General features: G+C 51.6%; 24 protein-coding genes and 1 pseudogene. 6 read left to right on the top strand and 19 right to left on the bottom strand.

Annotated elements, in window-relative coordinates:
- Positions 1–78: 78 nt before the first annotated feature.
- The 4 genes and pseudogenes from HRQ87_RS01260 to HRQ87_RS20620 all read right to left on the bottom strand — a co-directional run bounded on the left by HRQ87_RS01260 (position 79) and on the right by HRQ87_RS20620 (position 2737).
- Positions 79–960: an MBL fold metallo-hydrolase gene (locus HRQ87_RS01260; RefSeq protein WP_174134535.1), complete on the bottom strand. Its 882-nt coding sequence runs from the start codon at positions 958–960 to the stop codon at positions 79–81.
- 21 nt (positions 961–981) lie between these two features.
- Positions 982–1410 (bottom strand): DUF6691 family protein, encoded by a 429-nt coding sequence (locus HRQ87_RS01255; RefSeq protein ID WP_174134534.1) that lies wholly within the window; start codon positions 1408–1410, stop codon positions 982–984.
- Between the two features lie 3 nt (positions 1411–1413).
- On the bottom strand, positions 1414–1845 hold the full coding sequence (locus HRQ87_RS01250; protein ID WP_174134533.1) for a YeeE/YedE family protein: 432 nt from the start codon (positions 1843–1845) through the stop codon (positions 1414–1416).
- A 152-nt stretch (positions 1846–1997) separates the two neighbouring features.
- A pseudogene (locus HRQ87_RS20620) lies at positions 1998–2737 on the bottom strand (SDR family NAD(P)-dependent oxidoreductase).
- A gap of 346 nt (positions 2738–3083) precedes the next feature.
- Between HRQ87_RS20620 and HRQ87_RS01240 the strand changes: the two are divergent.
- Both HRQ87_RS01240 and HRQ87_RS01235 read left to right on the top strand, forming a co-directional pair.
- On the top strand, positions 3084–3593 hold the full coding sequence (locus HRQ87_RS01240) for an RNA polymerase sigma factor (RefSeq protein ID WP_343035113.1): 510 nt from the start codon (positions 3084–3086) through the stop codon (positions 3591–3593).
- Positions 3590–4363 (top strand): anti-sigma factor family protein, encoded by a 774-nt coding sequence (locus HRQ87_RS01235; RefSeq protein ID WP_174134532.1) that lies wholly within the window; start codon positions 3590–3592, stop codon positions 4361–4363. The genes HRQ87_RS01240 and HRQ87_RS01235 overlap by 4 nt, the downstream gene beginning before the upstream one ends.
- Before the next feature lie 69 nt (positions 4364–4432).
- On the opposite strand, the gene HRQ87_RS01230 is transcribed toward HRQ87_RS01235, so the two are convergent.
- The 5 genes from HRQ87_RS01230 to HRQ87_RS01210 all read right to left on the bottom strand — a co-directional run bounded on the left by HRQ87_RS01230 (position 4433) and on the right by HRQ87_RS01210 (position 10646).
- Positions 4433–5110, bottom strand: a complete 678-nt coding sequence (locus tag HRQ87_RS01230; RefSeq protein ID WP_174134531.1) for a type 1 glutamine amidotransferase domain-containing protein — start codon at positions 5108–5110, stop codon at positions 4433–4435.
- Between the two features lie 288 nt (positions 5111–5398).
- On the bottom strand, positions 5399–5755 hold the full coding sequence (locus tag HRQ87_RS01225) for a COG4315 family predicted lipoprotein (RefSeq protein WP_174134530.1): 357 nt from the start codon (positions 5753–5755) through the stop codon (positions 5399–5401).
- A 111-nt stretch (positions 5756–5866) separates the two neighbouring features.
- Entirely contained in the window at positions 5867–6472 is a 606-nt protein-coding gene (locus HRQ87_RS01220) for a LolA family protein (RefSeq protein WP_425501501.1), read from the bottom strand.
- 153 nt (positions 6473–6625) lie between these two features.
- Positions 6626–9421, bottom strand: coding sequence for a DNA translocase FtsK (locus HRQ87_RS01215; protein ID WP_174134529.1), 2796 nt, complete (start codon positions 9419–9421; stop codon positions 6626–6628).
- Positions 9422–9440: 19 nt separating this feature from the next.
- Complete coding sequence (locus HRQ87_RS01210; protein ID WP_246251628.1) at positions 9441–10646, bottom strand: aminotransferase class I/II-fold pyridoxal phosphate-dependent enzyme; 1206 nt, start codon at positions 10644–10646, stop codon at positions 9441–9443.
- Between the two features lie 200 nt (positions 10647–10846).
- On the opposite strand from HRQ87_RS01210, the gene HRQ87_RS01205 reads away from it, so the two are divergent.
- Positions 10847–12421: a bifunctional metallophosphatase/5'-nucleotidase gene (locus HRQ87_RS01205; protein ID WP_174134528.1), complete on the top strand. Its 1575-nt coding sequence runs from the start codon at positions 10847–10849 to the stop codon at positions 12419–12421.
- Positions 12422–12487: 66 nt separating this feature from the next.
- Here HRQ87_RS01205 and HRQ87_RS01200 read toward each other — a convergent pair whose 3' ends face one another.
- From HRQ87_RS01200 to HRQ87_RS01175, 6 genes are all read right to left on the bottom strand, one after another.
- Positions 12488–12979 (bottom strand): hypothetical protein, encoded by a 492-nt coding sequence (locus HRQ87_RS01200; RefSeq protein ID WP_174134527.1) that lies wholly within the window; start codon positions 12977–12979, stop codon positions 12488–12490.
- A 3-nt stretch (positions 12980–12982) separates the two neighbouring features.
- On the bottom strand, positions 12983–14476 hold the full coding sequence (locus tag HRQ87_RS20540) for an OmpA family protein (RefSeq protein ID WP_174134526.1): 1494 nt from the start codon (positions 14474–14476) through the stop codon (positions 12983–12985).
- Between the two features lie 139 nt (positions 14477–14615).
- A complete protein-coding gene (locus HRQ87_RS01190; RefSeq protein WP_174134525.1) occupies positions 14616–15470 on the bottom strand; it encodes a D-amino-acid transaminase in 855 nt (284 codons plus the stop codon).
- A gap of 10 nt (positions 15471–15480) precedes the next feature.
- Complete coding sequence (dgcA, locus tag HRQ87_RS01185; protein WP_174134524.1) at positions 15481–16446, bottom strand: N-acetyl-D-Glu racemase DgcA; 966 nt, start codon at positions 16444–16446, stop codon at positions 15481–15483.
- Positions 16447–16449: 3 nt separating this feature from the next.
- Positions 16450–17451 carry an N-acetyltransferase DgcN gene (dgcN, locus tag HRQ87_RS01180; RefSeq protein WP_174134523.1) on the bottom strand — a complete coding sequence of 334 codons (1002 nt, stop codon included), beginning with the start codon at positions 17449–17451 and terminating at the stop codon, positions 16450–16452.
- 344 nt (positions 17452–17795) lie between these two features.
- Positions 17796–18371, bottom strand: a complete 576-nt coding sequence (locus HRQ87_RS01175) for a TetR/AcrR family transcriptional regulator (protein WP_174134522.1) — start codon at positions 18369–18371, stop codon at positions 17796–17798.
- A gap of 79 nt (positions 18372–18450) precedes the next feature.
- On the opposite strand from HRQ87_RS01175, the gene HRQ87_RS01170 reads away from it, so the two are divergent.
- Together HRQ87_RS01170 and HRQ87_RS01165 are read left to right on the top strand one after the other, a co-directional pair.
- Positions 18451–19311, top strand: coding sequence for an alpha/beta hydrolase family protein (locus HRQ87_RS01170; RefSeq protein ID WP_174134521.1), 861 nt, complete (start codon positions 18451–18453; stop codon positions 19309–19311).
- A 111-nt stretch (positions 19312–19422) separates the two neighbouring features.
- Entirely contained in the window at positions 19423–20379 is a 957-nt protein-coding gene (locus tag HRQ87_RS01165) for an L-malyl-CoA/beta-methylmalyl-CoA lyase (protein ID WP_174134520.1), read from the top strand.
- Between the two features lie 74 nt (positions 20380–20453).
- Here HRQ87_RS01165 and HRQ87_RS01160 read toward each other — a convergent pair whose 3' ends face one another.
- Positions 20454–20894, bottom strand: coding sequence for a hypothetical protein (locus tag HRQ87_RS01160; protein ID WP_174134519.1), 441 nt, complete (start codon positions 20892–20894; stop codon positions 20454–20456).
- 203 nt (positions 20895–21097) lie between these two features.
- Between HRQ87_RS01160 and HRQ87_RS01155 the strand changes: the two genes are divergently transcribed.
- A complete protein-coding gene (locus tag HRQ87_RS01155; protein WP_174134518.1) occupies positions 21098–22060 on the top strand; it encodes an acetyl-CoA carboxylase carboxyltransferase subunit alpha in 963 nt (320 codons plus the stop codon).
- A gap of 85 nt (positions 22061–22145) precedes the next feature.
- Here the strand turns inward: HRQ87_RS01155 and HRQ87_RS01150 are convergent, their stop codons facing one another.
- The 3 genes from HRQ87_RS01150 to HRQ87_RS01140 form a co-directional block, all read right to left on the bottom strand.
- On the bottom strand, positions 22146–22301 hold the full coding sequence (locus HRQ87_RS01150) for a hypothetical protein (RefSeq protein ID WP_174134517.1): 156 nt from the start codon (positions 22299–22301) through the stop codon (positions 22146–22148).
- Entirely contained in the window at positions 22302–23366 is a 1065-nt protein-coding gene (locus HRQ87_RS01145) for a DUF4123 domain-containing protein (protein ID WP_174134516.1), read from the bottom strand.
- A 255-nt stretch (positions 23367–23621) separates the two neighbouring features.
- A complete protein-coding gene (locus HRQ87_RS01140; RefSeq protein ID WP_174134515.1) occupies positions 23622–25241 on the bottom strand; it encodes an FAD-dependent oxidoreductase in 1620 nt (539 codons plus the stop codon).

Genomic DNA, 25241 nt, shown 5'->3' with positions numbered 1-25241 from the left:
AGCGTGTGAAATGGATCAAGTGAAAACAATGGTTTTCAGTATTATATGACAGTCATTCAACGGTGCCCGTAATTGCCGCTAAAGTCCATTGATGGGTACTTTCAGAACTGGGTTTCCGTCTTTGTCAGTGGGCACTTTGCCTGCACGCATGTTCACTTGCAGCGACGGAATGATTAACTTGGGCATGGCAAGCTTGGCATCGCGTTCAGTGCGGAATTTTATGAAATCTTCCCGGGTTTTACCGCCACCCACGTGGATATTATGTGCTTTTTCATCGGCTACGGTTGTTTCCCACTGAATTTCACGACCGTTCGGCCCATAATCGTGGCACATGAACAAGCGCATATCGTCGGGCAGACGAAGTACTTTTTGAATACTGTCGTACAGGTCACCCGCATCCCCACCGGGAAAATCGGCACGGGCTGAACCGCTGTCAGGCATAAACAATGTATCGCCAACAAACGCCGCATTTCCCACCACATGCACCATGCAGGCGGGGGTGTGGCCAGGTGTATAGATCGTAAAGGCCTGCATATTCCCAATTTTATAGGTATCACCGTCTTTGAACAGCGCGTCAAACTGGCTGCCGTCGCGCTGAAATTCGGTACCTTCGTTGAAAACTTTGCCAAAGGTTTCCTGGACAACCATGATTTTTTCACCAACACCGATCTTGCCGCCCAATTGCTGCTGAATATAGGGGGCCGCACTTAAGTGATCGGCGTGAACATGTGTTTCGATAATCCAATCCAGCGTCAGACCTTTTGCTTTGATCTCGTGGATCAGGATGTCGGCGTGGTCATGGGTGATGCGGCCGGCGGCATAGTCAATGTCCATCACGCTGTCGATAATGGCACAATGGTCGCTGGATGGATCTTTGACGATATAGCTGATCGTATTCGTTGCCTGGTCAAAATAAGCCGAAACCTCAGGTTTGATTGTCATGTCTACAGGGTAAGTCATTGCAACGTCTCCTTCGCTTATTCAGGCCTGCTTTGGTGTGATGGTGCGTTGTATCGCTTTTGCCGCATAAATTCCCGCGATAAGCGATATGACAAAGACAAGCACCTCAAGACGCCCGGTTCCCAACGCAGGTAGTGCGCCGCCTGGGCAAAAGCCAGCAATGCCCCATCCGATACCAAAAATTGCGGCACCCCCGATCAATTGGCCATCGATATCTTTTCGGGTTGGAAGCTGAAATACAGTGCCTAAAACCGGCGTTTTATTTCTAAGCACCAATTTATAGCCCGCAAACGTCACAAACAACGCCCCACCCATGACGAAGGCCAGACTGGGATCCCATGTGCCGGCAACGTCAAAGAAGTTAAGCACCTTTGCAGGGTTGGCCATGCCCGAGATCGAGATACCGACGCCGAAGACCAGCCCAATCAAATAACTTACGATCAGACGCATGGTTTATCCCCCTATGATATGCCGGATCACATAAACGGTGATACCGGTCGCCAGCATGAATGTCAGTGTGGCAACGATTGAACGGGGCGAAAGCCGCGCCATACCGCAAACGCCGTGCCCCGAAGTGCAGCCTGATCCGAATGTCACGCCAATACCAACAATCAGCCCGCCGACAATCAACATCGGGACAGAGGTTGGAACCTGAATGTCTGGCATTTGCCCGGTTATCAGCATGACAACCAACGGCCCACTGACCATACCTGCCAAGACCGCTGCCCGCCATGTCCAGTCAGACAATGAACGCGGTGCTATGAACCCGGCCACGATGCCGGTCGCGCCCATAACCCGGCCTAATATTGCCATCAGCAAAACGGCCGAGACCCCGATCAACGCTCCGCCAGCAAGCGATTGCAACGGTGTAAAAACTGTCTCCATGTTCAGACCTTACAAGTTTGGATGCCAAAATACGATAAAGCGAACAATATCGATAATTATTGCTGAACATGCACTGTTCCACCCAGTAGGAACAGCATGTTTTCGTGGCCAAAGATCATGGGGCTTTTGATATCTTTATAAATGCATGCCGATTAAAATGGTTCATGCGTTGCCCGTCCACCGGATAAATCGAAAATAGCCCCAGTTGTAAAACTGTTCTCTGGACTGACCAGCCATCAGATCATACGTGCTGCTTCTTCAACCTCAAGAAACCGGGCACGTGGTATCTTTTACAACATATAATCAATATGCTCTTGCGACATTTGATCAAAAATTGGAGTACGCGCCGCTGCAGGGGTCACGCAATTAACAGTGATGTCATAACCCGCCAATCCCTTGCCCAATGATTTGGTAAAGCCAATGACACCTGCCTTGGACGCGGAATACGCACTGGTGTTCGGATTTCCTTCGTTGCCTGCGATTGACGCAATATTTAGAATGCGCCCATAATTTCGTGCCTGCATTCAGACAATCACGGTTTTGTCTACGTAATACGTTCCGGTCAGATTGACGGCGATGATGTGATCCCAAGTGGCATTATCATATTCGGCAACTGGCGCATTAGGGCCTGCGATACCAGCAGAGTTGTGACCGGACCAAGCTGATGTTCAGTTGTAGCAAGCGCTGTCTGTATCTGGGCGAAATCGGTAATGTCGCAAGAAACAGCCAGCATTTCGCTTGTTGCGCCCAAATCAATCATCGCCGTGGTATTTACATCCCAGCTTGTCACTTTTGCACCCACCGAACGTAATGCAGCCGCTACGGCAAGCCCGATACCTTGACCACCGCCTGTGACGATTGCAGTTTGACCGGTCATATTGGAGTGGGTCATCAAGATGCTCCTTAATCCTGCGTACAGAGTAGCCAGAATAAAAACTTGATCGTAACTTTGCGTATCTTTTTTGCATATCTAGGGCTTAATCAATGCCTGCAGATATTTGGCTTTTGATGAGACAGAATAAAATCTGCCCTCCACGCGTAACCATTGTGAACCTAATGATCGCGGGATGAGACGTGTGGCAAAAATGCGCAATGCACAGATATACGAAAAAATCGCATTTCCCGATGCACGTTTAGCTTGTTACGTAGGGTCAGCTGCACCAATGCGCCGACCAGATAGGCGCAGGTCTTTTGAATATCAAAACCGTCATGTCATAAAGGAAAAGAGCGAGGCATGTGTGACAACATCTGATCAATTCAAAGCCGATATGATCTCGCTTTTACCGCGATTGGGCCGATTTGCGTTGTCGCTGACACGGTCCAAACCGGATGCAGATGATCTGTTGCAAGATGCGTGTTCAACCGCATTGTCTAAATGGACACAGTATGATCCGGCCCATCCGATGGACCGCTGGATGTTTCGGATCATTCGCAACACATGGATCAGTGAAATACGCAAACGCAAGGTTCGTGTGGGTCAGGGCCAGGTTCCTGCAGATGAGACCGATGAGCTTCGGGTTGAAAACACAGCTGATGACACCATTTTAGCAAAACAGGTTCAGGGCAAGGTTGCAAATCTGCCAGCCGAATTATCCCAACCCCTGATGCTGGTATGCGCTGAAGGGTATAGTTATCAAGAGGTATCGGATTTGCTGGATGTTCCCATCGGCACCGTGATGAGCCGTATTCACAGGGCGCGAAAAACGCTTGCAGCTGCATTTAGTCAAGAGGAGTATGCCACAAGATGACAGACTTTTCGATAAAACTAAGTGCCTATCTTGATGGCGAACTGAATCCGGTTGACACAAAAGAAGTGGAAGACCGGCTGTCAAACGACCCCGAAGCGCAGGCCGAAATGGATGCGCTGATGGCTGCGGATGCTTTGGCACTGGAACAGTTTGATCAACAATTGGCTGCCCCCATACCAATGGCACTGGCGAAGACCATCAAATCTGCACCTATTGATCGTCCGGTACGGTCAATTGCGTCGGTCTGGGGCAGTATTGCTGCTGGCTTGGTTCTTTTTGTGTTGGGCGGGACGGGAGGATTTATGATCAAGGATCAGATATCCCCACCAACGACCATCGCAAGCGCCGGGTGGTTGCAGGATATTTCTGAATATCACGCTGTTTATGCTAGCCAAGGCCGACATCTGGTCGAGGTTGGCGCTGACGAAGCCGATCATATACAGACCTGGCTTGGCAATACGGTTGGTGCCGAATTTACAATCCCTGATCTTTCCCAGTTTGGTCTGACGTTCGAAGGGGGTAGGCTTTTGGTTGCAAATGCCAAACCTGTCGCGCAGCTGATGTACCGTGATGCCAGTGGTACGGTTATTGCATTGTGCTTACAAAGCCGAACAAACCAGCCGACGCCGAATGCAGATTTCAACCAGACAACGTTGAATGGGTTCGATCTGGTGTCATGGGCAGCAAACGGCGTGAACTATGTCGTGGTTGGTCCTGACGGACGATCTGATCTGACAGACATCGCGAATTTCGCCGCGAATGAGGTGTGACAACAAAGGCAAAGGATATTACTTTCTTTGCCTTTGATTTTCAGCATATAATATCGTTTTTGTAATTTATTACTTGATCAACTCAAGTAATTTCTTAGCGGCTTCTTCGGATGAAGCCGGGTTTTGACCGGTGACAAGCTTACCATCAACCAAGGTAAATGACGCCCAATCATCCCCTTTTTCATAGTGCCCACCATTTTTCTTCAGCATATCTTCGATCAGAAATGGCACTATGTCGGTTAGGCCAACGGCCTCTTCTTCGGTATTGGTAAATCCGGTCACGCGCTTGCCCGAGACCAGTGGCTTGCCATCAGCGCCATTGGTATTTTTGAAAACGGCAGGCGCATGACACACCGCACCAACAGCCCGGTCAGACCCGGCAAAGGCTTCGATCAGACGTTTGCTGTCTGCGTCGTTGGCCAGATCCCAAAGCGGCCCGTGTCCGCCTGGATAAAAAATCGCATCAAAACCTTTGTCGTCAATGTCAGACAACACATGTGTTTCAGACAATGCTTTTTGTGCATCCTGATCATCTTTGAAGCGCTTTGTCGCTTCGGTTTGGGCGTCATCCGCATCGCTTTTGGGGTCCAAGGGTGGCTGCCCGCCTTTTGGGGATGCCAGCACGACTTCGGCGCCGGCATCTTTCAGAACGTAATAAGGGGCTGCGAATTCTTCCAACCAGAACCCGGTCTTTTCGCCAGTCTCCCCAAGTTTATCGTGCGATGTCAGTACCATTAGAATTTTCATGGATCAGTCTCCGGGTATGGGTTTGAGAATTGTAAAACAGCCAAGGTGTCTTTCGGCGTGCCATTGTCTGAATGGATAACACACGGCGCGACCAAGTGTTCCCATCTGTTTGGTTTTCCAAGGAATGATCTCTTGATCATGTCCGTGCCAGGGGCGCAACCAATTGAATAAGATTTGTTAGCTTGGGATTTGGCTGTCTGATAATGGCAGCCATAAATTTATAATGATGTATGAAATAAAATAAAAAATCATCAAAGCCCCGGTTTTAAGCGGGGCTTTGAAGATATATCAGGGGCGCGCTACGTGCCAAACACCACCGACTCCATCGCCGTTTGTGTCACCCGGCTTTGAATCGCCCACCCAGAAATAAAGAGGCATTCCGTCTTGGGCCCATTGGAATGTGCCATCGCGACGCTTGATCGTTGTCAGGCCTGCAACAGGTGGCTTCATCCCGCGCTTTGCGGTATAGGGCGGCCAGCTATCGGCACAATCATTATAGCAGTTTGAGGTTCCTGCTTTATCTTTATCAAATGTATAAAGGGTCATGCCATTTTTAGCTGCCAGGACTGATTTATGCGCAGCACTGTAAGCCTGACTGCTTGCGACGGCCAGAACGGCCAGTGTGATGACAGTGAAAAGTTTCATATGAGTAGCTCCCGTTTCATGGTGTTGATACGAAGGCTACGCTTGGGGTGCAGAAATTATTCTGTATAGACGTGAAATTTACTTCAGGCCGGGGTGAACCGGCCTTGAACCCTAATTCCAGTTTTCCGCTTCAACCACGATGCTAAAGGGCCGCGCGCCAATGTCGACGCCGGTTTCCAGATCACGCAGGATGACTTTGGTTTCAAAGCCGTTCTCGTCCGTTATGACCCATTGGCGTAACTCAACCGGGTTTGCGGTGAACAGCAATTGAATGTTGCCATACTGGGGATTTTCGGGGTCTTGAGCCACAACAGTTGTTGCCGTGCCATCAAAGGTATGGCCCACAACCATCTTGGCGCGACCCAGATTAACGTTCCGTTCAAGAATGATATTCAGCGGGGTACGACGCAAGGGATATTGACTGGGGTTTGAATTTGACTTGCCGTCAAAAATCGCCACCTGTCCGCCGCCTGCAATGACCAAAGATTTGGTAGGTGGTTCATATTCAAACCGCGCGCGGCCGGGGCGTTTGATCATAACTTTACCATTCGCAATCGTGCCATCTGCATTCAATTGCGTGAAGGCGCCACTGGCTGTCTGAAAACTGTTCAGATAGGCCGAAATTTCATTCAAAGACAGCTTTTCTGCAGCTGCAGGCAATGCAAACACAGCCCACAAAAGCGGCAAAAGGATAATGCGTTTCATAAAGTTCAACATAGAATTGCTTTCCACTTTCTGCACGATACAATCTTTCACAAAGGCGCGGTTGTTCATTTATTTAACCGCAAATTCGTTCTTGGCTTGTATAACAGATATTCTTTCCGCCATGTTATGCAATAACAGGCCAATGAATGGGGCAGAATTCCCCGCTTATTGTTCAGGGATCAGAATTTCACGCTTACCGACATGGTTGGCAGAACTGACAAGGCCCTGATCTTCCATCTGTTCAACCAAGCGCGCAGCTTTATTATAGCCGATCGCCAGTTTGCGCTGGATATAGCTGGTCGAACATTTACGGTCCTGGATTACGATTTGTACCGCCTGATCATAAAGCGCATCTTCGCCATCGGTGTTGCCACCCAGGCCAAGCACCAAATCAATATCACTTTCCTTGCCATCTTCGGGGCCGTCAACAACGCCATTTACATATTCAGGCGCACCATTGGCTTTCAGGAAGTTCACGATCTCTTCGACTTCTTCATCAGAACAGAAGGGTCCGTGAATCCGCGTAATTTTTGAACCACCCGCCATGTATAGCATGTCGCCCATACCAAGCAGCTGTTCGGCGCCCATTTCGCCCAGGATCGTGCGACTATCGATTTTGCTGGTCACTTGAAATGAAATCCGGGTGGGGAAGTTGGCCTTGATCGTGCCGGTGATGACGTCAACTGACGGACGCTGTGTGGCCATGATCAGATGGATGCCCGACGCTCGCGCCATTTGCGCCAGACGCTGAATGCAGGCCTCAATCTCTTTACCGGCCACCATCATCAGATCAGCCATTTCATCCACGATCACCACGATATAAGGGATCGTTTCGGGCTGAATCTCTTCGGTTTCAAACACGGGTTCGCCAGTATCATCGTCAAAACCGGTCTGAACCGTTCGGCTGAACATCTCGCCCTTTGACAGCGCATCACGAACGCGGCCGTTATAGCCTTCGATGTTGCGCACGCCCATTTTGGACATCTTGCGATACCGTTCCTCCATCTCGCCCACGACCCATTTCAGGGCGACAACTGCCTTTTTCGGGTCCGTCACAACGGGCGACAGCAGATGTGGAATACCGTCATAGACACTGAGTTCCAGCATCTTGGGATCAATCATGATCATGCGGCATTCTTCGGGGCTTAGTTTGTAAAGCAGCGATAGGATCATTGTGTTGATGGCAACAGATTTACCCGATCCGGTGGTCCCTGCGATCAACAAGTGGGGCATTTTGGACAGATTGGCGATAATCGGTTCGCCGCCGATGTCCTTGCCCAATGCAAGCGGCAGCCGCATGTTGCTGTCACCAAACCCACGCGCGGACAGGATTTCGCGCAGAACAACCTTTTCGCGGGTGGCGTTGGGCAGTTCGATCCCGATTACAGACCGCCCGGGCACAGTACTGACGCGCGCAGATAGGGCGGACATGGACCGCGCGATATCATCAGACAGACCAATGACGCGGCTGGCTTTTAGACCGGGCGCAGGTTCCAGTTCGTACATGGTCACAACGGGGCCTGGACGTACACTGACGATTTCGCCTTTGACGCCGTAGTCATCCAGCACATTTTCCAGCATCCGCGCGTTTTCCTCTAGCGCCTCATCGCTTAGATGTTGGCGCTGAATTTCGACCGGATTAGTTAGTAACGATAACGGCGGATGTTCATATTCGGCTGTGGCATCATCAAACTTCAAGGCGGGCTGGGCTTCGGCCTTGGCTTTTTTCGACGGCTGAACAGGCTTGCGCGCAGGGTGCTGCACGACGCCCTTTGTTTCAGGAACTGGTGCGGCATCCCATGTGGGTTCGGCGACCAAGGGGGTCATGTCATCGGGTACTGCAAATGAGGTGTCCATGTCCAATCTGGGTGCCACGACGGGGGGTTCATCAGACAAAACAAGTGGCTGAGGACCTTTGCCACGGGTCAGTGATGGTTCGATGCGTGGCATCATTTGACCCGGTGACTGACGACGGCGTGATTTCACCGCGTCCGAAATTTTAGCCTGAATGCGTTCGTCACTTGGGCCTTCAATAATAGCATCATTGTAAATCGGGTCGATCAATTCGGGTTCTGGCATTGGGGCAGGGCGTTGCATCAGGCCAGGAATACGCGCCAAAAGGCCGGGTTTTGCGACAGGCTGTGCCACAGGGGCAACGGGGGGTGATGTCATGGCGGGTTCAGCGCGTAAAACACGCGCCTGTTGCGTGGATGCAGGCCGTGTGGGCGGGATATCTTCTTGGATTTGTGCCGCATCACGACGTGCCGCTTTTGCCTGTTGCACACGATGGGTGGCAGATTTAGCACCATTGAAAATACCGCGTAGTACATTGAAAATCTGCGCATAGACGACGACCAGCCCGACAATCAGGAACCGTAAAATCACGCGTAATTCAGCCCGTGTGAAGCCTAGAACAAACAGTCCCAAGGCAACCATGCCAACCGCCGACCCGACGGATGTCAGCTTGACGTTAAAGCCAATTGAAAATGGCAGCAGATTTGCGAAAATACCAATAATGGCTTCGCCAAACAGACCACCCAGATCAAAGCTGTGTGTCCAGCCAGCAGGTGGAATAAGGGTCGATGCATAAAGCGATGTCACAGCAATCAGGATCGGGAAAAAGATCAAGCGCCCAATCGCGCGATCTTCACCACGATGAAGTGCAAACCGTACACCCCATGTCAGTGACACGGCAACGATCACCCAAAGACCATACCCAATGATCATCATCAAAGGCGCTGCAATCATAGCGCCAAAGCGGCCCAGCCAGTTTTGCACAGGTTCGTCAGTGGCCATCATAAAGCTGGGATCGTTGGGCGAATAAGACCACAGCATCATGCCAACCAGGGCACCAAAGACCAACAGCCCCATGCCCAACAGCTCTTTCCCGCGTTTTTCCAACGCCGCTTGTGTTGTGCTGTCCAGTAACGGATCTCGTCGTCCGCGTGTCTGATATGCCATGCCCGTGCCTCGTTTCTTCTTATTTATAGATGCAATCACGAAGCCGGATTAGCCCGCGCTGCATGTCATCAATTGGGGCGACCATGGCCACCCTGATATAATTTGCACCGGGGTTTTGCCCTCCGACGTCACGACTTAGATAGGCGCCAGGTAAAACCCGAACGCCCGTGTCGCGCCATAATTTCAATGTTGTCGCTTCGCCGTCTTGCACCGGAAGCCACAAGAAAAATCCAGCTTGCGGTGCACGATACCCATCGATATTCGTAAAGATCTGATCTGCAACATCGTATTTCGCTTTGTACAGCGCACGATTGTTATCGACGTGATCTTCGTCGATCCAGACCTGCGTTGCCACTTTCTGCAATGGCAAAGGCAGTGGCGCACCAGAGTAATTCCGAAGCTGTTTCATACGCTGGATATTACCCGCACCACTGGCAGCAAAGCCGGACCGAAGCCCAGGCAGGTTTGACCGTTTGGACAAAGAATGAAAAATCACAACGCGGTCTGGATCTGCGCCCATCTGATCTGCGACCTGCAGCGCACCTATGGGTGGTGTATCGCGATAAATCTCGGAATAGCACTCATCGGCCAGAACTTTGAAATCGTGCTTTTCGGCTAGATTGATCAGATCACGCCAATAGTCCGCATCTGCAACAGCCCCCTGTGGGTTGGCAGGCGAACAGACATAGGCCAGCGCCGTACGGTCCAGAACATCTTTGGACAAGGATGCGTAATCAGGCAAATATCCGGTATCAAATGTCGCGGGTACATAAACAGGTTCGGCCCCGACAGACAGGGCGGCCACTGCATAAACCTGATAAAACGGATTTGGCGTCAGAATAATGGGCGTCTTGCTAGCCTTGGTTTCAGGGCAAAGCGCCATCGCGGCGTTATAAAGTCCCTCGCGTGTGCCGTTCAGCGCTAATATCTGTGTGCCGGCATCAACCGTGACATCATAGCGCCGCTTGATCCAGTCGCCGATTGCTTGCAGTAAATCATATGCGCCATCATTGGGTGGATATTTTGAAAATCCATCCAGATTTTCGGCCAATATGCTGCCAACCCAGTCCGGGAATGGATGCTGGGGTTCACCGATTGTCATCGCAATAGGCGTATCGCCGGGTTCATGCACATCCAAAAGGGCGCGCAGACGCGGGAAAGCATATTCCGGAAGGTGCGAAAACCGCTCAGGAAACTTCATAACTGCCTCAATATTCGGGATCATTTTCGCCCCGTTTGATGTCAGAGTATCCAAACCCTTGATCCAGGTCCAGAAAAACGCCCACTTTTTTGCAATGCTCGGCTGTTTATTGTGGCTTTTCAGGGACGGATGCGACGAAGTGGACGTAACGGCAGGCTATTTTGCCCCTTTGACATTCGGCTTACAATGTTCACGATATGAATTATCTGCAACAGGGGGACGCCATGACTGCTCGATTCCTATCTACAGTTGCTGCACTTGCAGTGACTGCCACTACAGCTTCGGCTGATTATTCACTTACAATTCTGCACACCAATGATTTTCATGCGCGATTTGAGCCGATTTCCAAATATGATTCACCGTGTTCGGCCGAAGATAACGACGCAGGCGAATGCTTTGGTGGGTCGGCCCGTTTGGTCACAACGATCAACGACGCACGTGCGCGCAGCAACAATTCGATCCTTGTCGATGGCGGGGATCAATTTCAGGGGTCACTATTTTACACCTATTACAAGGGTAAACTGGCCGCTGAAATGATGAACAAAATGGCTTATGACGCGATGACCGTGGGCAATCACGAATTCGATGATGGCCCCGAAGTTCTGCGCGGCTTTGTCGAAACGGTGGATTTCCCGGTTTTGATGTCGAATGCTGACTTTTCAAATGAACCGTTGATTGCTGATGTGATCCAGAAATCGGTTGTGATCGAACGCGGTGGCGAAAAACTAGGTTTGATCGGCCTGACACCAGAAGATACGGCTGAATTGGCTAGCCCGGGTCCCAACATCACCTTTACAGACCCGGCCGAGGCCGTGCAGGCCGAAGTTGACAGGCTGACCGAAATGGGCGTGAACAAGATTATCGTACTAAGCCATTCCGGGTATGAAGTAGATCAGGCCGTTGCTGCCGCCACAACAGGTGTCGATGTGATTGTGGGTGGGCATTCCAATACACTGCTGTCCAATACCCAGGATCGCGCGGTTGGGCCATATCCAACGATGGTTGGGGATACGGCGATTGTTCAGGCCTATGCTTATGGTAAATTCCTGGGCGAGCTGAACGTGACGTTCAACGACGAAGGTGTGATCACCGAAGCGGTGGGCGAACCTTTGATCAACGATGGCGAAGTTGTCGAAGATCAGACCACAAAAGATCGCATTGCCGAAATGGCACAGCCATTGGATGAAATCCGCAATAAAGTCGTGGCCGAAACGGCTGAACCGATCGAAGGCGATCGCGCTGTTTGCCGTGTACAGGAATGTGCGATGGGCAATCTGGTGGCTGATGCGATGCTGGCCCGAGTCGCTGAACAGGGCGTGACAATCGCAATTGCAAACTCTGGCGGTTTGCGGTCATCCATCGACGCAGGCGAAGTGACCATGGGCGAAGTACTGACTGTGCTGCCGTTCCAGAACACCCTGTCGACCTTTCAGATCAAAGGTCAGGGCGTTATTGACGCGCTGGAAAACGGTGTAAGCCAGGTTGAAGAGGTCAAAGGCCGTTTCCCGCAAGTTGCTGGACTGAAATTCAAATGGGACCCAAGTGTTGCCCCAAACGAAGGCCGTGTGACCGAAGTCATGGTCAAGGAAGGTGACACGTTTGTGCCAATTGACCCTGAAAAGACCTACTCTGTGGTGACGAACAACTATGTTCGTAACGGCGGCGACGGCTATAGCATGTTTTCAACAGATGGTATGAATGCCTATGACTTCGGACCAGATCTGGCCGATGTCACAGCAGAATATCTGGCAGAACAAGGGCCTTATACGCCGTACATTGATGGTCGTATCAGCCAATAGATAAAGAATGGCGCGTCAGATCGGCGCGCCATTTCAAACCAAAGCTAATCATCGTGTTGGCTGTGGTTAAGACCGTAAAGATTTTGCCTGATCTATCCAGTTATCCCGACTGACGCGGCCTTTGAAACCTTTTAGGTTTTCATCCATCCAAGCGATTTCAGCATCATTCCATCCCGCAATCTGATCATAATGATAAATACCCATATTATTTAAAAGATGTTCCAACTTCGGACCAATCCCTTTTATCTTTGTCAGACTATCGGCTTTCCCATTTCGTGGTTCGGATAGGAAAACCGGTTTCCCGTCAGGGGCTTCTGCAACATCATCAAAAGGTTTTTGTTCTGATAATTCAGTGCGCAGCGCCTTGATCTGAGCGGTTTTTTCGTTCTGTGCAACCCAGCTTGCATCAAGATCCGCACGCAGTCTTTTAGTTTCGGTTTCAATCACTTCTTGTGCGCCATAACCCCAGATAACCCAGCCTGTCAAAAGCCCCAACAAGGCGGCCATGATCAAAAGCCCCCAGATTTCCCCGATCAGAAAGCTCCATTCCTGAAACATACTTTATTTACCTTCGGTTGCCTTTTCCATGTGTGGGGGCATGGACGGATCAGAGTGTGTGCGTATCGGCACTTCCTGATTGCTTTGGCCCGTTGTTGCAACAACAATACGCCCCCCTTGCAAACCTTGCGGCGAAATATCTTCGCTTGCAATACCACGGTCTACAAAAGCCTGACGCAGTGCAAGTGTACGGTCGCGACGCAAAGTTTCATTTCGCGTGGCATTTCCCGGGCGATCTACAAAGCCGTCAATTTCAATCTGCAAGCCCGCCACAGTGGTGCATTCGTGCAAAATCGCGGCCACTTCGTTGATGGCGCGGGCTGATTGTGTCTGAAGCCGATCAGATCCTGCAACAAAACTGATCTTTTGCTGCGCCAAAGCCTGACGCGCTAAATTCTCACAAACTTGTTGGGTCGGATCAAAAGACATGACCGGCAACCAGTATCCTGCCCGGAATATCTGGGGCTTGGCAGTGGCAGCGTTGACACGCACAAAATCAGCCTCGGGCATATCATCAATGGTGTTGACGGCCATCTGAGTGCCGGGAAACAAAGCAGAGACAAGCGCAGTTTCCACCTGTTCCTGATCAATTCCAGGTGAAACAGTGACTTCGAATTCCAGCGTATTCGGGGCAATTTTCATGCGTGCATTTTCAAGATCAGGTAGCCAATATGACAAAAGCCTAAGATGCGATTGTGCAAGCCCACTGTCACTTAGAACACTTTTGTCAATATCACCGCTGACACTTGCCACGTTCAGAACCTGGGCCAGACGTTTTGTATCCAGGCCTGCAGGAACGCGGCCATTGACCTGAACGCCATCTACCACGCTGTAAAGCAATTCGAAATCAGCCGGACGATCATCAATATAGATATCAAGATCCGTTTGAACCGAATAATCGAACGGAACACCCAATAAAATCGTTTCGACGCGCGTTTTGACTTCGGGTGTTTTTGCAAGCCCGGTTAGAATCAGATCACGGTCTTGCAATGTGAATTCACCGATCAGCAATGCATCCAATGCATCAAGTGAAAGTTTGACAACGCCCGGCCACGCGGTATCAGGTGCGCCAGCGGCTAAGATCAGATCCTGTGCAGGTTCTGCACCAATGTCACGCCCAATCGCGGCGCGTATTTTTTCAGTTGGGACCAGACCATCATAGGATTTATCAAAGGCCGTTTTTCTGGCAGTAAAGACATAAGGCGATATGTGCGAAAGCACTTCGATTTCATCAATAATTGCACGTCTGCCACGAACTTGGTCAATATCAGCCAGAATCAGCGCTTTTTCTTCAGCGCTGTTGGCTAAACCCGTGACACGGACATCACGTCCGGAAACAGACGTAATCAGATCGTGGGTTGCATCAAGAATTGCGAAATTATTTGCAGCGCGCACAGCAATTTTGGCCTCGATAAAGGGCGCGTGTTTAATTGTCGCCCAAGAACCCAAGCCAATTATACCGATTACAAAAATTGCAGCCCCAAATATGCGGCGCACGCCATGCCTCCTCGTCAAAGTGCGAATACCTTCCGTTAAAGTTTCGCAAATATCCACGAAAGACAATACAAATCAATATACTTATCAAAAGCGCGCAAATATTAGCCGTTCAGGGTATAGCACTGCGCGTTTTTTTGCGTCAAACCGCCTTTTTAAGACTTTCGTCTAAGTATATTTCACGCAAACGTTGCGCAACGGACCCCGGTTCGCCGTTTCCGATGCCCGTGCCGTCAATTTCCACGACCGGCATCACAAAGGACGAAGCGGATGTGATAAAGGCTTCATCTGCTTGCAATGCTTCATCTATCGTAAAGGCGCGTTCTTCGACCTTCATCTGTGCTTCACGGGCAAAAGCCAGAACGGCCGCGCGGGTGATACCGTGCAGGATTTCATTGCCCAGATGCCGTGTAATGATGGTATTGCCTTTGACGATATAGGCATTGTTGGACGTCCCTTCTGTCACATGGCCATCCTCAACCATCCATGCGTCATCGGCCCCGGCTGCCTTGGCCATCATCTTGCCCATGGATGGGTACAAAAGCTGCACCGTCTTGATATCGCGCCGCCCCCAACGCTGATCTTCGATGCTGATTACCTTGATACCTGTTTGCGCCGCAGGACTGTTGGCCAAGCCGGGTTTGGATTGTGTGAAAAGAACGATTGTCGGCGTGGCGTTTTCCGGAAAAGCAAAATCGCGATCTGCCGCGCCACGTGTGATCTGAAGATAGATCAGACCGTCCGTGATGTCATTAGCACGTACTAATTCACGATGAATTTCAAGCAGTTCGTCTTTTGCGACAGGGCTTTCCATCTGCAATTCGCCAAGCGATCTTTCCAGACGTGTTGCGTGGGCTGCAAAGTCAATCAGCTTGCCACCCAAAACACTGGTGACCTCGTAAACACCGTCAGCAAACAAGAACCCGCGGTCAAAGACCGAGATTTTGGCATCTTCTTCAGGAACATACTGCCCATTGACGTATACTGTTCGGCTCATCGGTATCTCCTTAGCCCCAAAGTGCAGTGGTCGATGGGTGCACCCCGGTGTCGTCGAAAATTAAAGGGTTATCGCGGTCTTGGGACAATAAAAGCGGGCCGTCAAGGTCTGTGACGGCCGCCCCTTGCGCCACCAGAACCGCAGGGGCCATGCCAAGCGATGTGCCGACCATACAGCCGACCATAACCTGATATCCTTGCGCCAGTGCGTCATCGCGCAAGTTTAACGCTTCGGTCAGCCCGCCGGTTTTATCCAGCTTGATATTCACCATATCGTATTTGCCCGCCAAATCGGGTAAGCTATTGCGATCATGGCAACTTTCGTCGGCGCAAACGGGCAATGGGCGTTCGATTTCTGACAACATCTGATCCTGACCTGCAGGCAAGGGTTGTTCGACCATCGCTACACCAAGGCGCAAAAGATGCGGGGCAAGATCACAGTAGACATCGGTGGTCCAACCTTCGTTTGCATCCACAATCAGTTTTGGGTTAGGCGCCCCTGCGCGCACGGCTTCCAGACGCGCCATATCATCGGGGGTGCCCAACTTGATTTTCAAAAGCGGGCGATGGGCGTTTTGGGCGGCCTGCGCTTGCATCTTTTCGGGGGTGTCCAAGGACAGAGTAAAGGCGGTGATTTCCGGCTTGGGCTTTGATAATCCAGCCAGTTCCCAAACCCGCTTGCCAGCTTTCTTTGCCTGCAAATCCCATAAGGCACAATCAACCGCGTTGCGTGCAGCGCCCGCAGGTAACAGCGTTTGCAATGTATCACGGTCAACATAAAGTGGCAGCGACTCAATCTGTTCCAGCACGCTGTCCAGACTTTCACCATAACGCGTATAAGGCACACATTCGCCGCATCCGCTGTGATCGCCATCGCGTATTTGGACGGTGACAACCTTGGCTTCGGTCTTGGTATCGCGCGAAATGCTAAAGGCTTGTGCCAGGGGAAATACGTCTTTTTGGGCGCTGATTTGCATGGGTTAAATTCCGTCCAGCGTGTCAACCAAACGACCTGCGCCCTGGCGAAATGGATCGACCGCAGGCAGACCCATGCGCTGTTCTGTCTTTGCCAGATAGTCCAAGGCCTGATCTTCGCTAAGATGCTGTGTGTTAATAGAAATTCCCACAACCTGACAGGTAGGATTGGCGACTTTTGCCAGCGTCACTGCGGTGTCGCGTACGGCCTCGAGCGATGGCAGATCATAGCCGGGAAGTCCGCGCATGTGGGGGCGGGTGGGTTCGTGGCTTAGGATCAGCGCGTCGGGCTGACCGCCGTGGATCAACGCCATGGTGACGCCTGAATAAGACACGTGGAACAGACTGCCTTGGCCTTCGATCATATCCCAGTGATCGTCGTCATTGTCCGGGGTCAGCCATTCGATGGATCCGGCCATGAAATCGGCCACGACAGCATCGACAGGCACGCCACCACCGGTGATCAAAATGCCGGTTTGGCCCGTGGCGCGAAAGGTGCTTTTCAGCCTGCGCTTGCGCATTTCAGCGTCCATCGCAAGGGCTGTGTACATCTTGCCAACCGAACAATCCGTACCCACGGCCAAGCATCGTTTGCCGCGGCGACGTACGCCATTTGCAATGGGATATTTGACGTCGGGGATACGCACATCATGCAAAGCTTGACCATACTTCTTGGCTGTGCTGACCAAATCATCTTCGTTTTTCAATAAGTTGTGCAAGCCGCTTGCCAGATCAAACCCCATTGCCAATGCGTCGCGCAGAACCTGTTTCCACGTTTCGGAAATGACACCACCGCGGTTGGCGACACCGATGACTAGGGTCTTGGCGCCAGCTGTTTTGGCATCTTCCAAGGTCATATCAGTCAGGCCCAGATCGGCACCACAGCCGGGCAAACGGAACTGCCCAACAGCGTTTTCGGGGCGCCAATCCTTGATGCCCTGGGCCACTTTTGCGGCCAGTTGATCGGGGGCGTCGCCCAAGAATAATAGATAGGGTATCTGTATCATTATAAAGCTCCAAATCTTGAAAAATACTCTTTCGGAAAAATCCGGAAATGTGCAGTGAAAAATGGCACTGGTCTTAAAATAATCATGTGCTTGGCCTTACGGAAACCAGCTGAAAAAACGTGGCGTCTTGAAAAGTTTAACGCTTGGGACGTTGCGTGACAGGTATTCTTAAGTGCCCACCGTCACGCAGTTTTGTATATTTTGTACACGGGTTTTGTACCAAATATTTTGTACAAAACTGTGATTCCAGCCGGGATTTGGCCTGTTTTGGTGATCGTCAATACGCACGATGGGGATAGGGTTTGGCAAGAATTGCTCTGTCATTAACCCGTCTTAGTTTGTCGTTAATTTTGATTTGTCAAAGCCCTGATCTGAATATCCAACAAACGAGGCACCTGCCGTATGGACGCAGCAGAATTTTCTGCCCGCGCAGCGATCCAGGACCCGTGCAAAAGCATCAAAGTGGTGCGGCTGATGTCGTTTGCCGCTGCATCTGAATGTCCGAACCGGCGCGCGTTGTCGAAACAGACCTGCCGCCAGCTTGCAAAAATTTCATCCGCGGTGGCGATAAAGTCGGGCTTGGCTTTGCCGTCCAGCAACGTTGTGGTGATCGGGCAGGATGTCCATGTACCGCTTTTTTCGAACAGATCGGCAATGGCGTTGCACACGGTTTCGATCCCTGCGTTAAAGTCGTCCACATCCTTAAAGGCCGCTTCGATCAAGGTGCGCAGATGCTTGCCGGCTAGCTGCGCGGCAGCAATGGCCAAATCGTCTTTCCCACCTGGAAAATGATGGTAAAGCGACCCCTTGGGTACACCTGCACGTTTCAGAATTTCGCTAAGCCCGGTGGCGGCATAACCATTCTGGCGAAACAGATCCGATGCCGCATGCACCAGTTTTTGAGGTGTCGAATAGGCCATTCAAGATAATCCTTTACACCTTTGGACCGATCAGTCTAGTCTCTGAGTTAGACCGATCAGTCTAATGTGGAGTTTTGCAATGCTGGATCAAGGGCAAACTTACGAACCGGTGATGATTGATGCAGGGACGCATCATTTGGCTGGGCATCTGTCGCGGCCATTGGGTGTGGTGACGGCTGTCTGTATCTTGCAAGGGGCAACGGGTATTCCGCATGGCTATTACAAAGCGTTTGCCAATTGGTTGGCCGAAAAGAAAGGTATCGCCTGTCTGACCTTTGATTATCGCGACTTTGGCGCATCCCTGACCGGGCCTATGGCACAGTCAAAGGTGCTGATGTCCGATTGGGGTCTTGTCGATCAACAGGTTGCGCGCGACTGGCTGGCAGATGCGTTTCCCGACGTTCCGTTGTGGGTGATCGGACATTCACTGGGCGGTCTGATGTTGCCGTTTCAGCAGCGTCTGGACCAGATTGACCGGGTGATTTGCGTGGCCAGCGGGCCGGTGAATATCAAGGATCATCCATGGCATTACAAACCAAAGGCTTATGTGTTTTGGCACGCGCATGGACCTGTTTTGGCGCAGATGTTCGGGTATTTGCCGGGGCGGTTTTCGGGTATAAACGAGGATTTACCCAAGAATGTTTATTTTCAGTGGCGACGCTGGTGCACATCGCGCGATTTTAATGCCAGCGACATCGGTAAGAGGCTGCCGCAACCGGATGTCATGGGGATCAAGGCGCCGACGAAGTTTGTTGCCATTCAGGATGACCCGATGGTGCCACCCCAGGCGGTTTGGCGGCACATGCAATCTTTCAAAGACGCGCCAATAACGCAACTTCTGATCAAACCCAAAGGGTATGGTCTTGGAAAAATTGGGCATTTAAGTGTATTTGCCAAGCGTAATTCAGTTATTTGGGATGATCTGATCGCAGCAGCCTAAGGCGCGTCACGCAGGGTTATGCTGCAGTTGCGAAATTGACGCTTGCGGGTTGCTGCGCATTAATCTATCGATTAATGGCGCAAAAACGAAATATCATTACCGAGGCACGCCATGTCATTTCGCATCCAACCCCAAGCCCCTGCACGTCCTAATCGTTGCCAGCTTTTTGGCCCCGGGTCGCGCCCTGCGATCTTTGAAAAGATGGCGGCCAGTGCGGCGGATGTGATCAATCTGGATCTTGAAGATTCTGTCGCCCCTGATGATAAGGCCGAAGCCCGCAAGAACATCATCCAGGCCATTGGCGATATCGATTGGGGGCAGAAATATCTAAGCGTGCGGATCAATGGGTTGGACACGCCCTTTTGGTATCGTGATGTGGTGGATGTGCTGGAACAGGCGGGCGACCGGATCGATCAGATCATGATCCCCAAGGTCGGCAATGCCAGTGATATCTATGCCGTGGACGCACTGGTGACGGCGGTCGAAACGGCCAAGAGACGCGCCAAGCCGATCAGTTTCGAGGTGATCATCGAAAGTGCGGCGGGTATCGCGCATGTCGAAGAGATTGCAGCATCAAGCCCGCGCCTTCAGGCGATGTCACTTGGCGCGGCGGATTTCGCAGCTTCGATGGGGATGCAGACGACGGGCATCGGTGGCACGCAGGAAAACTACTATATGCTGCAGGATGGTGTTAAACACTGGTCGGACCCGTGGCATTGGGCGCAGACGGCGATCGTGGCGGCGTGTCGGACCCATGGGGTTTTGCCGGTGGACGGGCCGTTTGGCGATTTCAGCGATGATGAAGGATACCGGGCGCAGGCGCGACGATCCGCGACACTTGGCATGGTTGGCAAATGGGCAATCCACCCCAAACAGGTCGCCATCGCGAACGAGGTCTTTACGCCATCCGACGAACAGGTTGCCGAGGCGCGCGAGATTTTGGATGCAATGGAAAAGGCCAAGGCCAATGGCGAAGGGGCTACCGTCTATAAAGGCCGTTTGGTCGATATCGCCAGCATCAAACAGGCCGAAGTGATTGTGCGGCAGTCCGAAATGATCAGCGGTTAGACGGGCGCTCATCAAGCCCTTGCGGGCTTTCTTTGCGAAGAAAGTTACCCGGACTGATGAGCGCTATTGGTCGTTTAGTAATCGCGCAGATAAATCAGATCGAAATCACACAGACGCTGGCAATCGTTGGCATCTTTTTCGACGTCTTCCATATTCATGATTTCTGCGGCACCGATCCCTTCGAACCGGCGGTCATCACAGGCGCCATCGTCAGTGTACTGGCCTGAGTTATCGCCAAAGTTGATCGCGCTGCACTGGGTTGCTGCCCGGGCGCGTTCGATGTTCCACAGTTGGATGTTGCCGGCGTCAAACTGCTGCTTGCAGTCCGTGGCATCGCGACCTGTGTCTTCCCAATTCAACACTTCGGCCATTCCACTGCCAAAAAACCGACGATCATCGCATTCGCCATCATTGGTCCATTCGCCGCTGTCGTCGCCGAACTTGATATCCTGTGACACGGCCGGTGCTGCGATACAGATCGCAGTGGCCAGCACTGCATAGTGGTAAAATTTCATTGTTATCCCTCGTTCGTTTTCCCGCGCGGACCATGTCTTGGGTCTTTGCTAAAAACAATGCACAGTGTTTTGCCTGCCTGAATTTGCGGCAAAACAGTAACAATCTGACAGGCGTGATCAATCGGGCACATCTGGCAAACGCGACAGTTGCATCTGCATGCGTGCAAGGTCATATATCGCCAGACGATATGCCGGAGCCGATAATGACCAACTATCTTGATTTTGAAAAACCGCTGGCCGAGATTGAAGGCACAGCTGTTGAATTACGGGCAAAAGCGCGTGAAAATCGGGAAATGGATATCGAAGAGGAAGCCGCAGGCCTTGATAAAAAGGCACACGATCTTCTGAAAGAGCTTTACAGCAACCTGACGCCCTGGCGCAAATATCAAGTCGCACGCCACCCCGAACGGCCTCATACGATTGATTATATTCAGGAAATCTTCACCGAATATACGGCCCTTGGGGGTGACAGAAACTTTGCCGATGATGATGCGGTAATGGGTGGTCTGGCGCGTTTCGAAGATCGTCCCGTCGTAGTGATCGGTCACGAAAAGGGCAATGACACCGAAAGTCGTCTGAAACGAAATTTCGGCATGGCGCGCCCCGAAGGATACCGCAAAGCTGTGCGCCTAATGGATCTGGCTGACCGGATGCGCCTGCCTGTGATCACGCTGGTTGATACGGTCGGCGCTTATCCCGGCAAAGGCGCCGAAGAACGCGGTCAGTCCGAGGCGATTGCGCGCTCCACGGAAAAATGTCTGCAGATCAAGGTGCCGCTGGTGTCAGTGGTTCTGGGTGAAGGTGGATCGGGTGGGGCCGTGGCCTTTGCAACTGCGAACCGTCTGGCGATGTTAGAACACGCCGTTTATTCGGTGATCAGCCCCGAAGGTTGTGCCACGATCCTGTGGAAGGATTCTGAACGTATGCGCGAAGCGGCCGAAGCCCTGCGCCTGACTGCGCAGGATCTGAAACAGCTTGAGGTCTGCGATAAAATTATTCCCGAACCCATCGGCGGCGCGCATCGCCACCGGACCGAAACCATGCAAAACGTCCGCACTGCGATCAGCGATTTGCTGAAAGAACTTGAAGATAAATCCCCCAAAGAACTGCTGAAAGAACGCCGCGCAAAGTTTCTGAATATGGGCAGTAAGGGTCTGCCTGCGTAAAAGAGTACAATGGTCTGCGACATGCTTAAGGGTATTGGGAGTGCCAGTTACTTAATCTGACCGAGGACAACTTTGGCCGTGTTGATCACCCCATTTTCGATAGGGGGATGAACAAACCCTGTCCGCCACATGTCGCGCCAACGTCGCAATCTTCGGAACGGTAATATTCGCGTTCTGTGTTTGGTGTATCAAGTGCTGCGATAATTTCAGTCGGGCTTGGCGGGAACTGCCCATCTTGCATTTAATAAATCTCGTTTAAACGTTTACAAAAATCACTAAATTTTTCAGCCGAGTCTATATCCTGACGCAAGCATATATCCAAAAGATGGCCTTCAGGGTCATTTTTTTCGAAATTCGGGCCGTAAAATATATCCCAGGTCGCAAGCTGCTCTAATTGGCGCTTTTGGCGGAACCCGTATTGGTGCATCCGGTGCATTGTCGTGATAATGGCATCACGATAAGCATCGTTGTCAGTCTCAAAAGAAAAACTGTCTTTCAGTTTTTCAAGAAGAACGTTGGCGCGACTGATGAATGTAAGTGCGCGAAAAATATCTTTGTCATGATGATCCATCACGTAAATGCCCGCTGATGGCTTAGTGGGAACTTCTGCCAGCTTTATGTGATGTGCATTGGTCTTGTCGATTATGACCATGGACGTTGACTGTCTTGCCGTTGGCACATTCAAAATGCGTTCCGAAAACCGTTCGCTTTGGGTGATGTAGGGGAAAGCGATCTTTGGGTCATAGAACCGAAGGTAATACCATTTCCCTGCTTCATCCTGCACCTTGGTGAATTTTCTGAAATGCCTCCAGATGTCGTCCAGAGATGCTTGGGACCGGATAAAGATGCCTGGTTCCTTATCCCAATTGTGCCAAGGTGCCGGGTCTTTGGGGTCGTGGCTAAAAAGGTTACGGGTAAAGGTATTGTGTTCTTTCAGCGTCACGATCCATGGCGCTACATCTTTCAGTTCGTCATACGCCTGACCTTTGAACAGGCACCGATACTCAAGCTCAGTGCTGGCCAGCAGTTGCGGTAGATTGGCAATCTTGGCGGCGTCCAGAATGGCGTAAGTCTGCAGAGGTGGGGCGTCTTTGGGATCATTACTGACGGTCGTTGGGTCACGTTGGCCGAAAAACAGATCATAAAGTGCGGGTGGAACAGTTTTCTTAGGATCAACACCGAACTGATCATCCAAAGGTTCGATGTCTTTGATTGTATTAATGATCAGACCAACGGTGTCAGATGTCGTCTTGGGTTCTTGTTGCAGATCCCATTGATTGAAATTTTCGCCATCATGATCAGTCATTACATCAGATCTTCACAAAAGGATTTGCCCGGTCGGTGTAAAGGCAATCTGCAGAAACGGTCATAAATGATAGTCCTTTGCTTAAATAGCTTTGCAAAGATTATGATGATCGCCCAAGCGATACCATATCTAATCATCCAAAAAGCGAAAACCCGCGCCAAAGGCATCGACGCGGTTTTCTTTCAATGTGCGTGCTGGCTATAATTGTTTGTAATTAAATGAGCCTTCAGCAGAAAGCATTCGTCTGATTGCCTCTTAGTCGCCCACGTGATCCCACACTTTAGAAATCACGACCGATCCTTCGCCAACGGCTGATGCGACGCGTTTGACGGATCCGGCGCGGACATCGCCGACGGCAAAGATACCGGCGTGTGATGTCTCGTATGATGATCCTGCGCCCACGTCACGGCCGGTTTTCACAAAGCCTTTGCCGTCTAGGTCAACCAGACCCGAAAGCCAGCCCGTATTTGGGGCCGCACCGACCATTATAAAAGCTGCGCGTGATTTGATCGACCAGTCTTGCCCGCTGGTTTTGTCGCGGATCGTGATGCTTTCAAGATGATCGTCGCCGTGCAGTTCTTTCATCTCGGTTCGGTAATGGATGGTAATTTTTGGATCAGCCTCAAGTCGGCTGACCAGATAATCCGACATGGATGCCGCCAGACTTTCGCCGCGGACCAGAACGTGCACATGTTTGGCAGTGCGCGACAGAAACATCGCCGCCTGGCCTGCAGAATTGCCGCCGCCCACGACAATTGCATCCGTGTCGCGGCAATAGCGCGCCTCAACATCCGTGGCCGCGTAATAAACACCTACACCTTCCAGCTGTTCAATGCGGTCTATGGGCAGGCGCCGATATTGCACGCCCGTCGCCACGATCACGCTTTTGGCGCAGACGATATCGCCATCGTCCATGGTCACGCAAAACACACCGTCATTGTCGCGCTGTTGCAGCTTGGTGGCGCGGCGGGGAACGGCAAAGCGGGTGCCAAATTTCATCGCCTGCACTTCGCCGCGCCAGACCAGATCAGCGCCGGAAATACCGGTGGGAAAGCCCATGTAATTTTCAATCCGGCTTGAGGTTCCGGCCTGTCCTCCAATCGTCAGATCCTCAATCACCAATGCAGACAGCCCTTCGGCCCCGGCATAGACGCCAGCGGCGACACCAGCAGGGCCACCGCCCACGATCAGAGTGTCAAAGACGTGATCAGGTTCGATGCTGATATCCAGACCCAAACGGCGGGCGATCTTGGTTGGCGTGGCGTCTTCGATCACCTCTGTCTTGCCCAGAATGACAATCGGCTTCGGTTCACCGATCTTGCATTCATGGGCAATCGCCTCGGCCTCGTGTTCGTCCAGCGTCAGGGATCGAACAGGGATGCGGTTACGCCCGGCAAACGATGCAATATGGCGAATATTTCGATCCACCTCGGCACCGATCAGCGTCAGGCTGGCTTCGTTACTTTCCAAAAGACGGCGACGGCGGGCGGCAAAAACTGTGACAATGATATCGCTCATCTCGGGGATTTGTGACATCAGATCCAGCATTTTTTCGCGTGGCACACAGATCATGGTGCTGTCTTTTACAACCCGCGCGCCCAATATCGCCTTGCTGCCGGACAGAAAAGAGATTTCGCCGAAAAACTGCGTCGGCCCAAGCGTTGCATCCCCATAGCGTTCGCCGGTGCGTGCATCAATCGCTTCGACCTCGCCTTCGACCAGATAATGGAATGTATCGCTGGGTTCGCCCATCTTTTGCAGGATGTCACCGGCTTTCATCTGACGTTCCGACCCAACCCTGCGCATCGCATCCACATGGGACTTTTCCAGCGGCGTGCGGATCATAGTCGACAGATCGGCAGCTAAAGATTCCAT

The sequence above is a fragment of the Parasulfitobacter algicola genome (assembly GCF_013315265.1).
Lineage (GTDB): Bacteria > Pseudomonadota > Alphaproteobacteria > Rhodobacterales > Rhodobacteraceae > Parasulfitobacter > Parasulfitobacter algicola.
Note: the sequence above shows the minus strand (reverse complement) of the source record. Positions and strands in the feature narration are given on the sequence as shown.

What these genes read in the sequence shown, in the direction of transcription:
- HRQ87_RS01260 (WP_174134535.1), bottom strand. Translation starts at nt 960, where the DNA reads ATGACTTACCCTGTAGACATGACAATCAAACCTGAGGTTTCGGCTTAT.
- HRQ87_RS01255 (WP_174134534.1), bottom strand. Translation starts at nt 1,410, where the DNA reads ATGCGTCTGATCGTAAGTTATTTGATTGGGCTGGTCTTCGGCGTCGGT.
- HRQ87_RS01250 (WP_174134533.1), bottom strand. Translation starts at nt 1,845, where the DNA reads ATGGAGACAGTTTTTACACCGTTGCAATCGCTTGCTGGCGGAGCGTTG.
- HRQ87_RS01235 (WP_174134532.1), top strand. Translation starts at nt 3,590, where the DNA reads ATGACAGACTTTTCGATAAAACTAAGTGCCTATCTTGATGGCGAACTG.
- HRQ87_RS01230 (WP_174134531.1), bottom strand. Translation starts at nt 5,110, where the DNA reads ATGAAAATTCTAATGGTACTGACATCGCACGATAAACTTGGGGAGACT.
- HRQ87_RS01225 (WP_174134530.1), bottom strand. Translation starts at nt 5,755, where the DNA reads ATGAAACTTTTCACTGTCATCACACTGGCCGTTCTGGCCGTCGCAAGC.
- HRQ87_RS01220 (WP_425501501.1), bottom strand. Translation starts at nt 6,472, where the DNA reads ATGTTGAACTTTATGAAACGCATTATCCTTTTGCCGCTTTTGTGGGCT.
- HRQ87_RS01215 (WP_174134529.1), bottom strand. Translation starts at nt 9,421, where the DNA reads ATGGCATATCAGACACGCGGACGACGAGATCCGTTACTGGACAGCACA.
- HRQ87_RS01210 (WP_246251628.1), bottom strand. Translation starts at nt 10,646, where the DNA reads ATGATCCCGAATATTGAGGCAGTTATGAAGTTTCCTGAGCGGTTTTCG.
- HRQ87_RS01205 (WP_174134528.1), top strand. Translation starts at nt 10,847, where the DNA reads ATGACTGCTCGATTCCTATCTACAGTTGCTGCACTTGCAGTGACTGCC.
- HRQ87_RS01200 (WP_174134527.1), bottom strand. Translation starts at nt 12,979, where the DNA reads ATGTTTCAGGAATGGAGCTTTCTGATCGGGGAAATCTGGGGGCTTTTG.
- HRQ87_RS01190 (WP_174134525.1), bottom strand. Translation starts at nt 15,470, where the DNA reads ATGAGCCGAACAGTATACGTCAATGGGCAGTATGTTCCTGAAGAAGAT.
- dgcA (WP_174134524.1), bottom strand. Translation starts at nt 16,446, where the DNA reads ATGCAAATCAGCGCCCAAAAAGACGTATTTCCCCTGGCACAAGCCTTT.
- dgcN (WP_174134523.1), bottom strand. Translation starts at nt 17,451, where the DNA reads ATGATACAGATACCCTATCTATTATTCTTGGGCGACGCCCCCGATCAA.
- HRQ87_RS01175 (WP_174134522.1), bottom strand. Translation starts at nt 18,371, where the DNA reads ATGGCCTATTCGACACCTCAAAAACTGGTGCATGCGGCATCGGATCTG.
- HRQ87_RS01170 (WP_174134521.1), top strand. Translation starts at nt 18,451, where the DNA reads ATGCTGGATCAAGGGCAAACTTACGAACCGGTGATGATTGATGCAGGG.
- HRQ87_RS01165 (WP_174134520.1), top strand. Translation starts at nt 19,423, where the DNA reads ATGTCATTTCGCATCCAACCCCAAGCCCCTGCACGTCCTAATCGTTGC.
- HRQ87_RS01160 (WP_174134519.1), bottom strand. Translation starts at nt 20,894, where the DNA reads ATGAAATTTTACCACTATGCAGTGCTGGCCACTGCGATCTGTATCGCA.
- HRQ87_RS01155 (WP_174134518.1), top strand. Translation starts at nt 21,098, where the DNA reads ATGACCAACTATCTTGATTTTGAAAAACCGCTGGCCGAGATTGAAGGC.
- HRQ87_RS01150 (WP_174134517.1), bottom strand. Translation starts at nt 22,301, where the DNA reads ATGCAAGATGGGCAGTTCCCGCCAAGCCCGACTGAAATTATCGCAGCA.
- HRQ87_RS01145 (WP_174134516.1), bottom strand. Translation starts at nt 23,366, where the DNA reads ATGACTGATCATGATGGCGAAAATTTCAATCAATGGGATCTGCAACAA.
- HRQ87_RS01140 (WP_174134515.1), bottom strand. Translation starts at nt 25,241, where the DNA reads ATGGAATCTTTAGCTGCCGATCTGTCGACTATGATCCGCACGCCGCTG.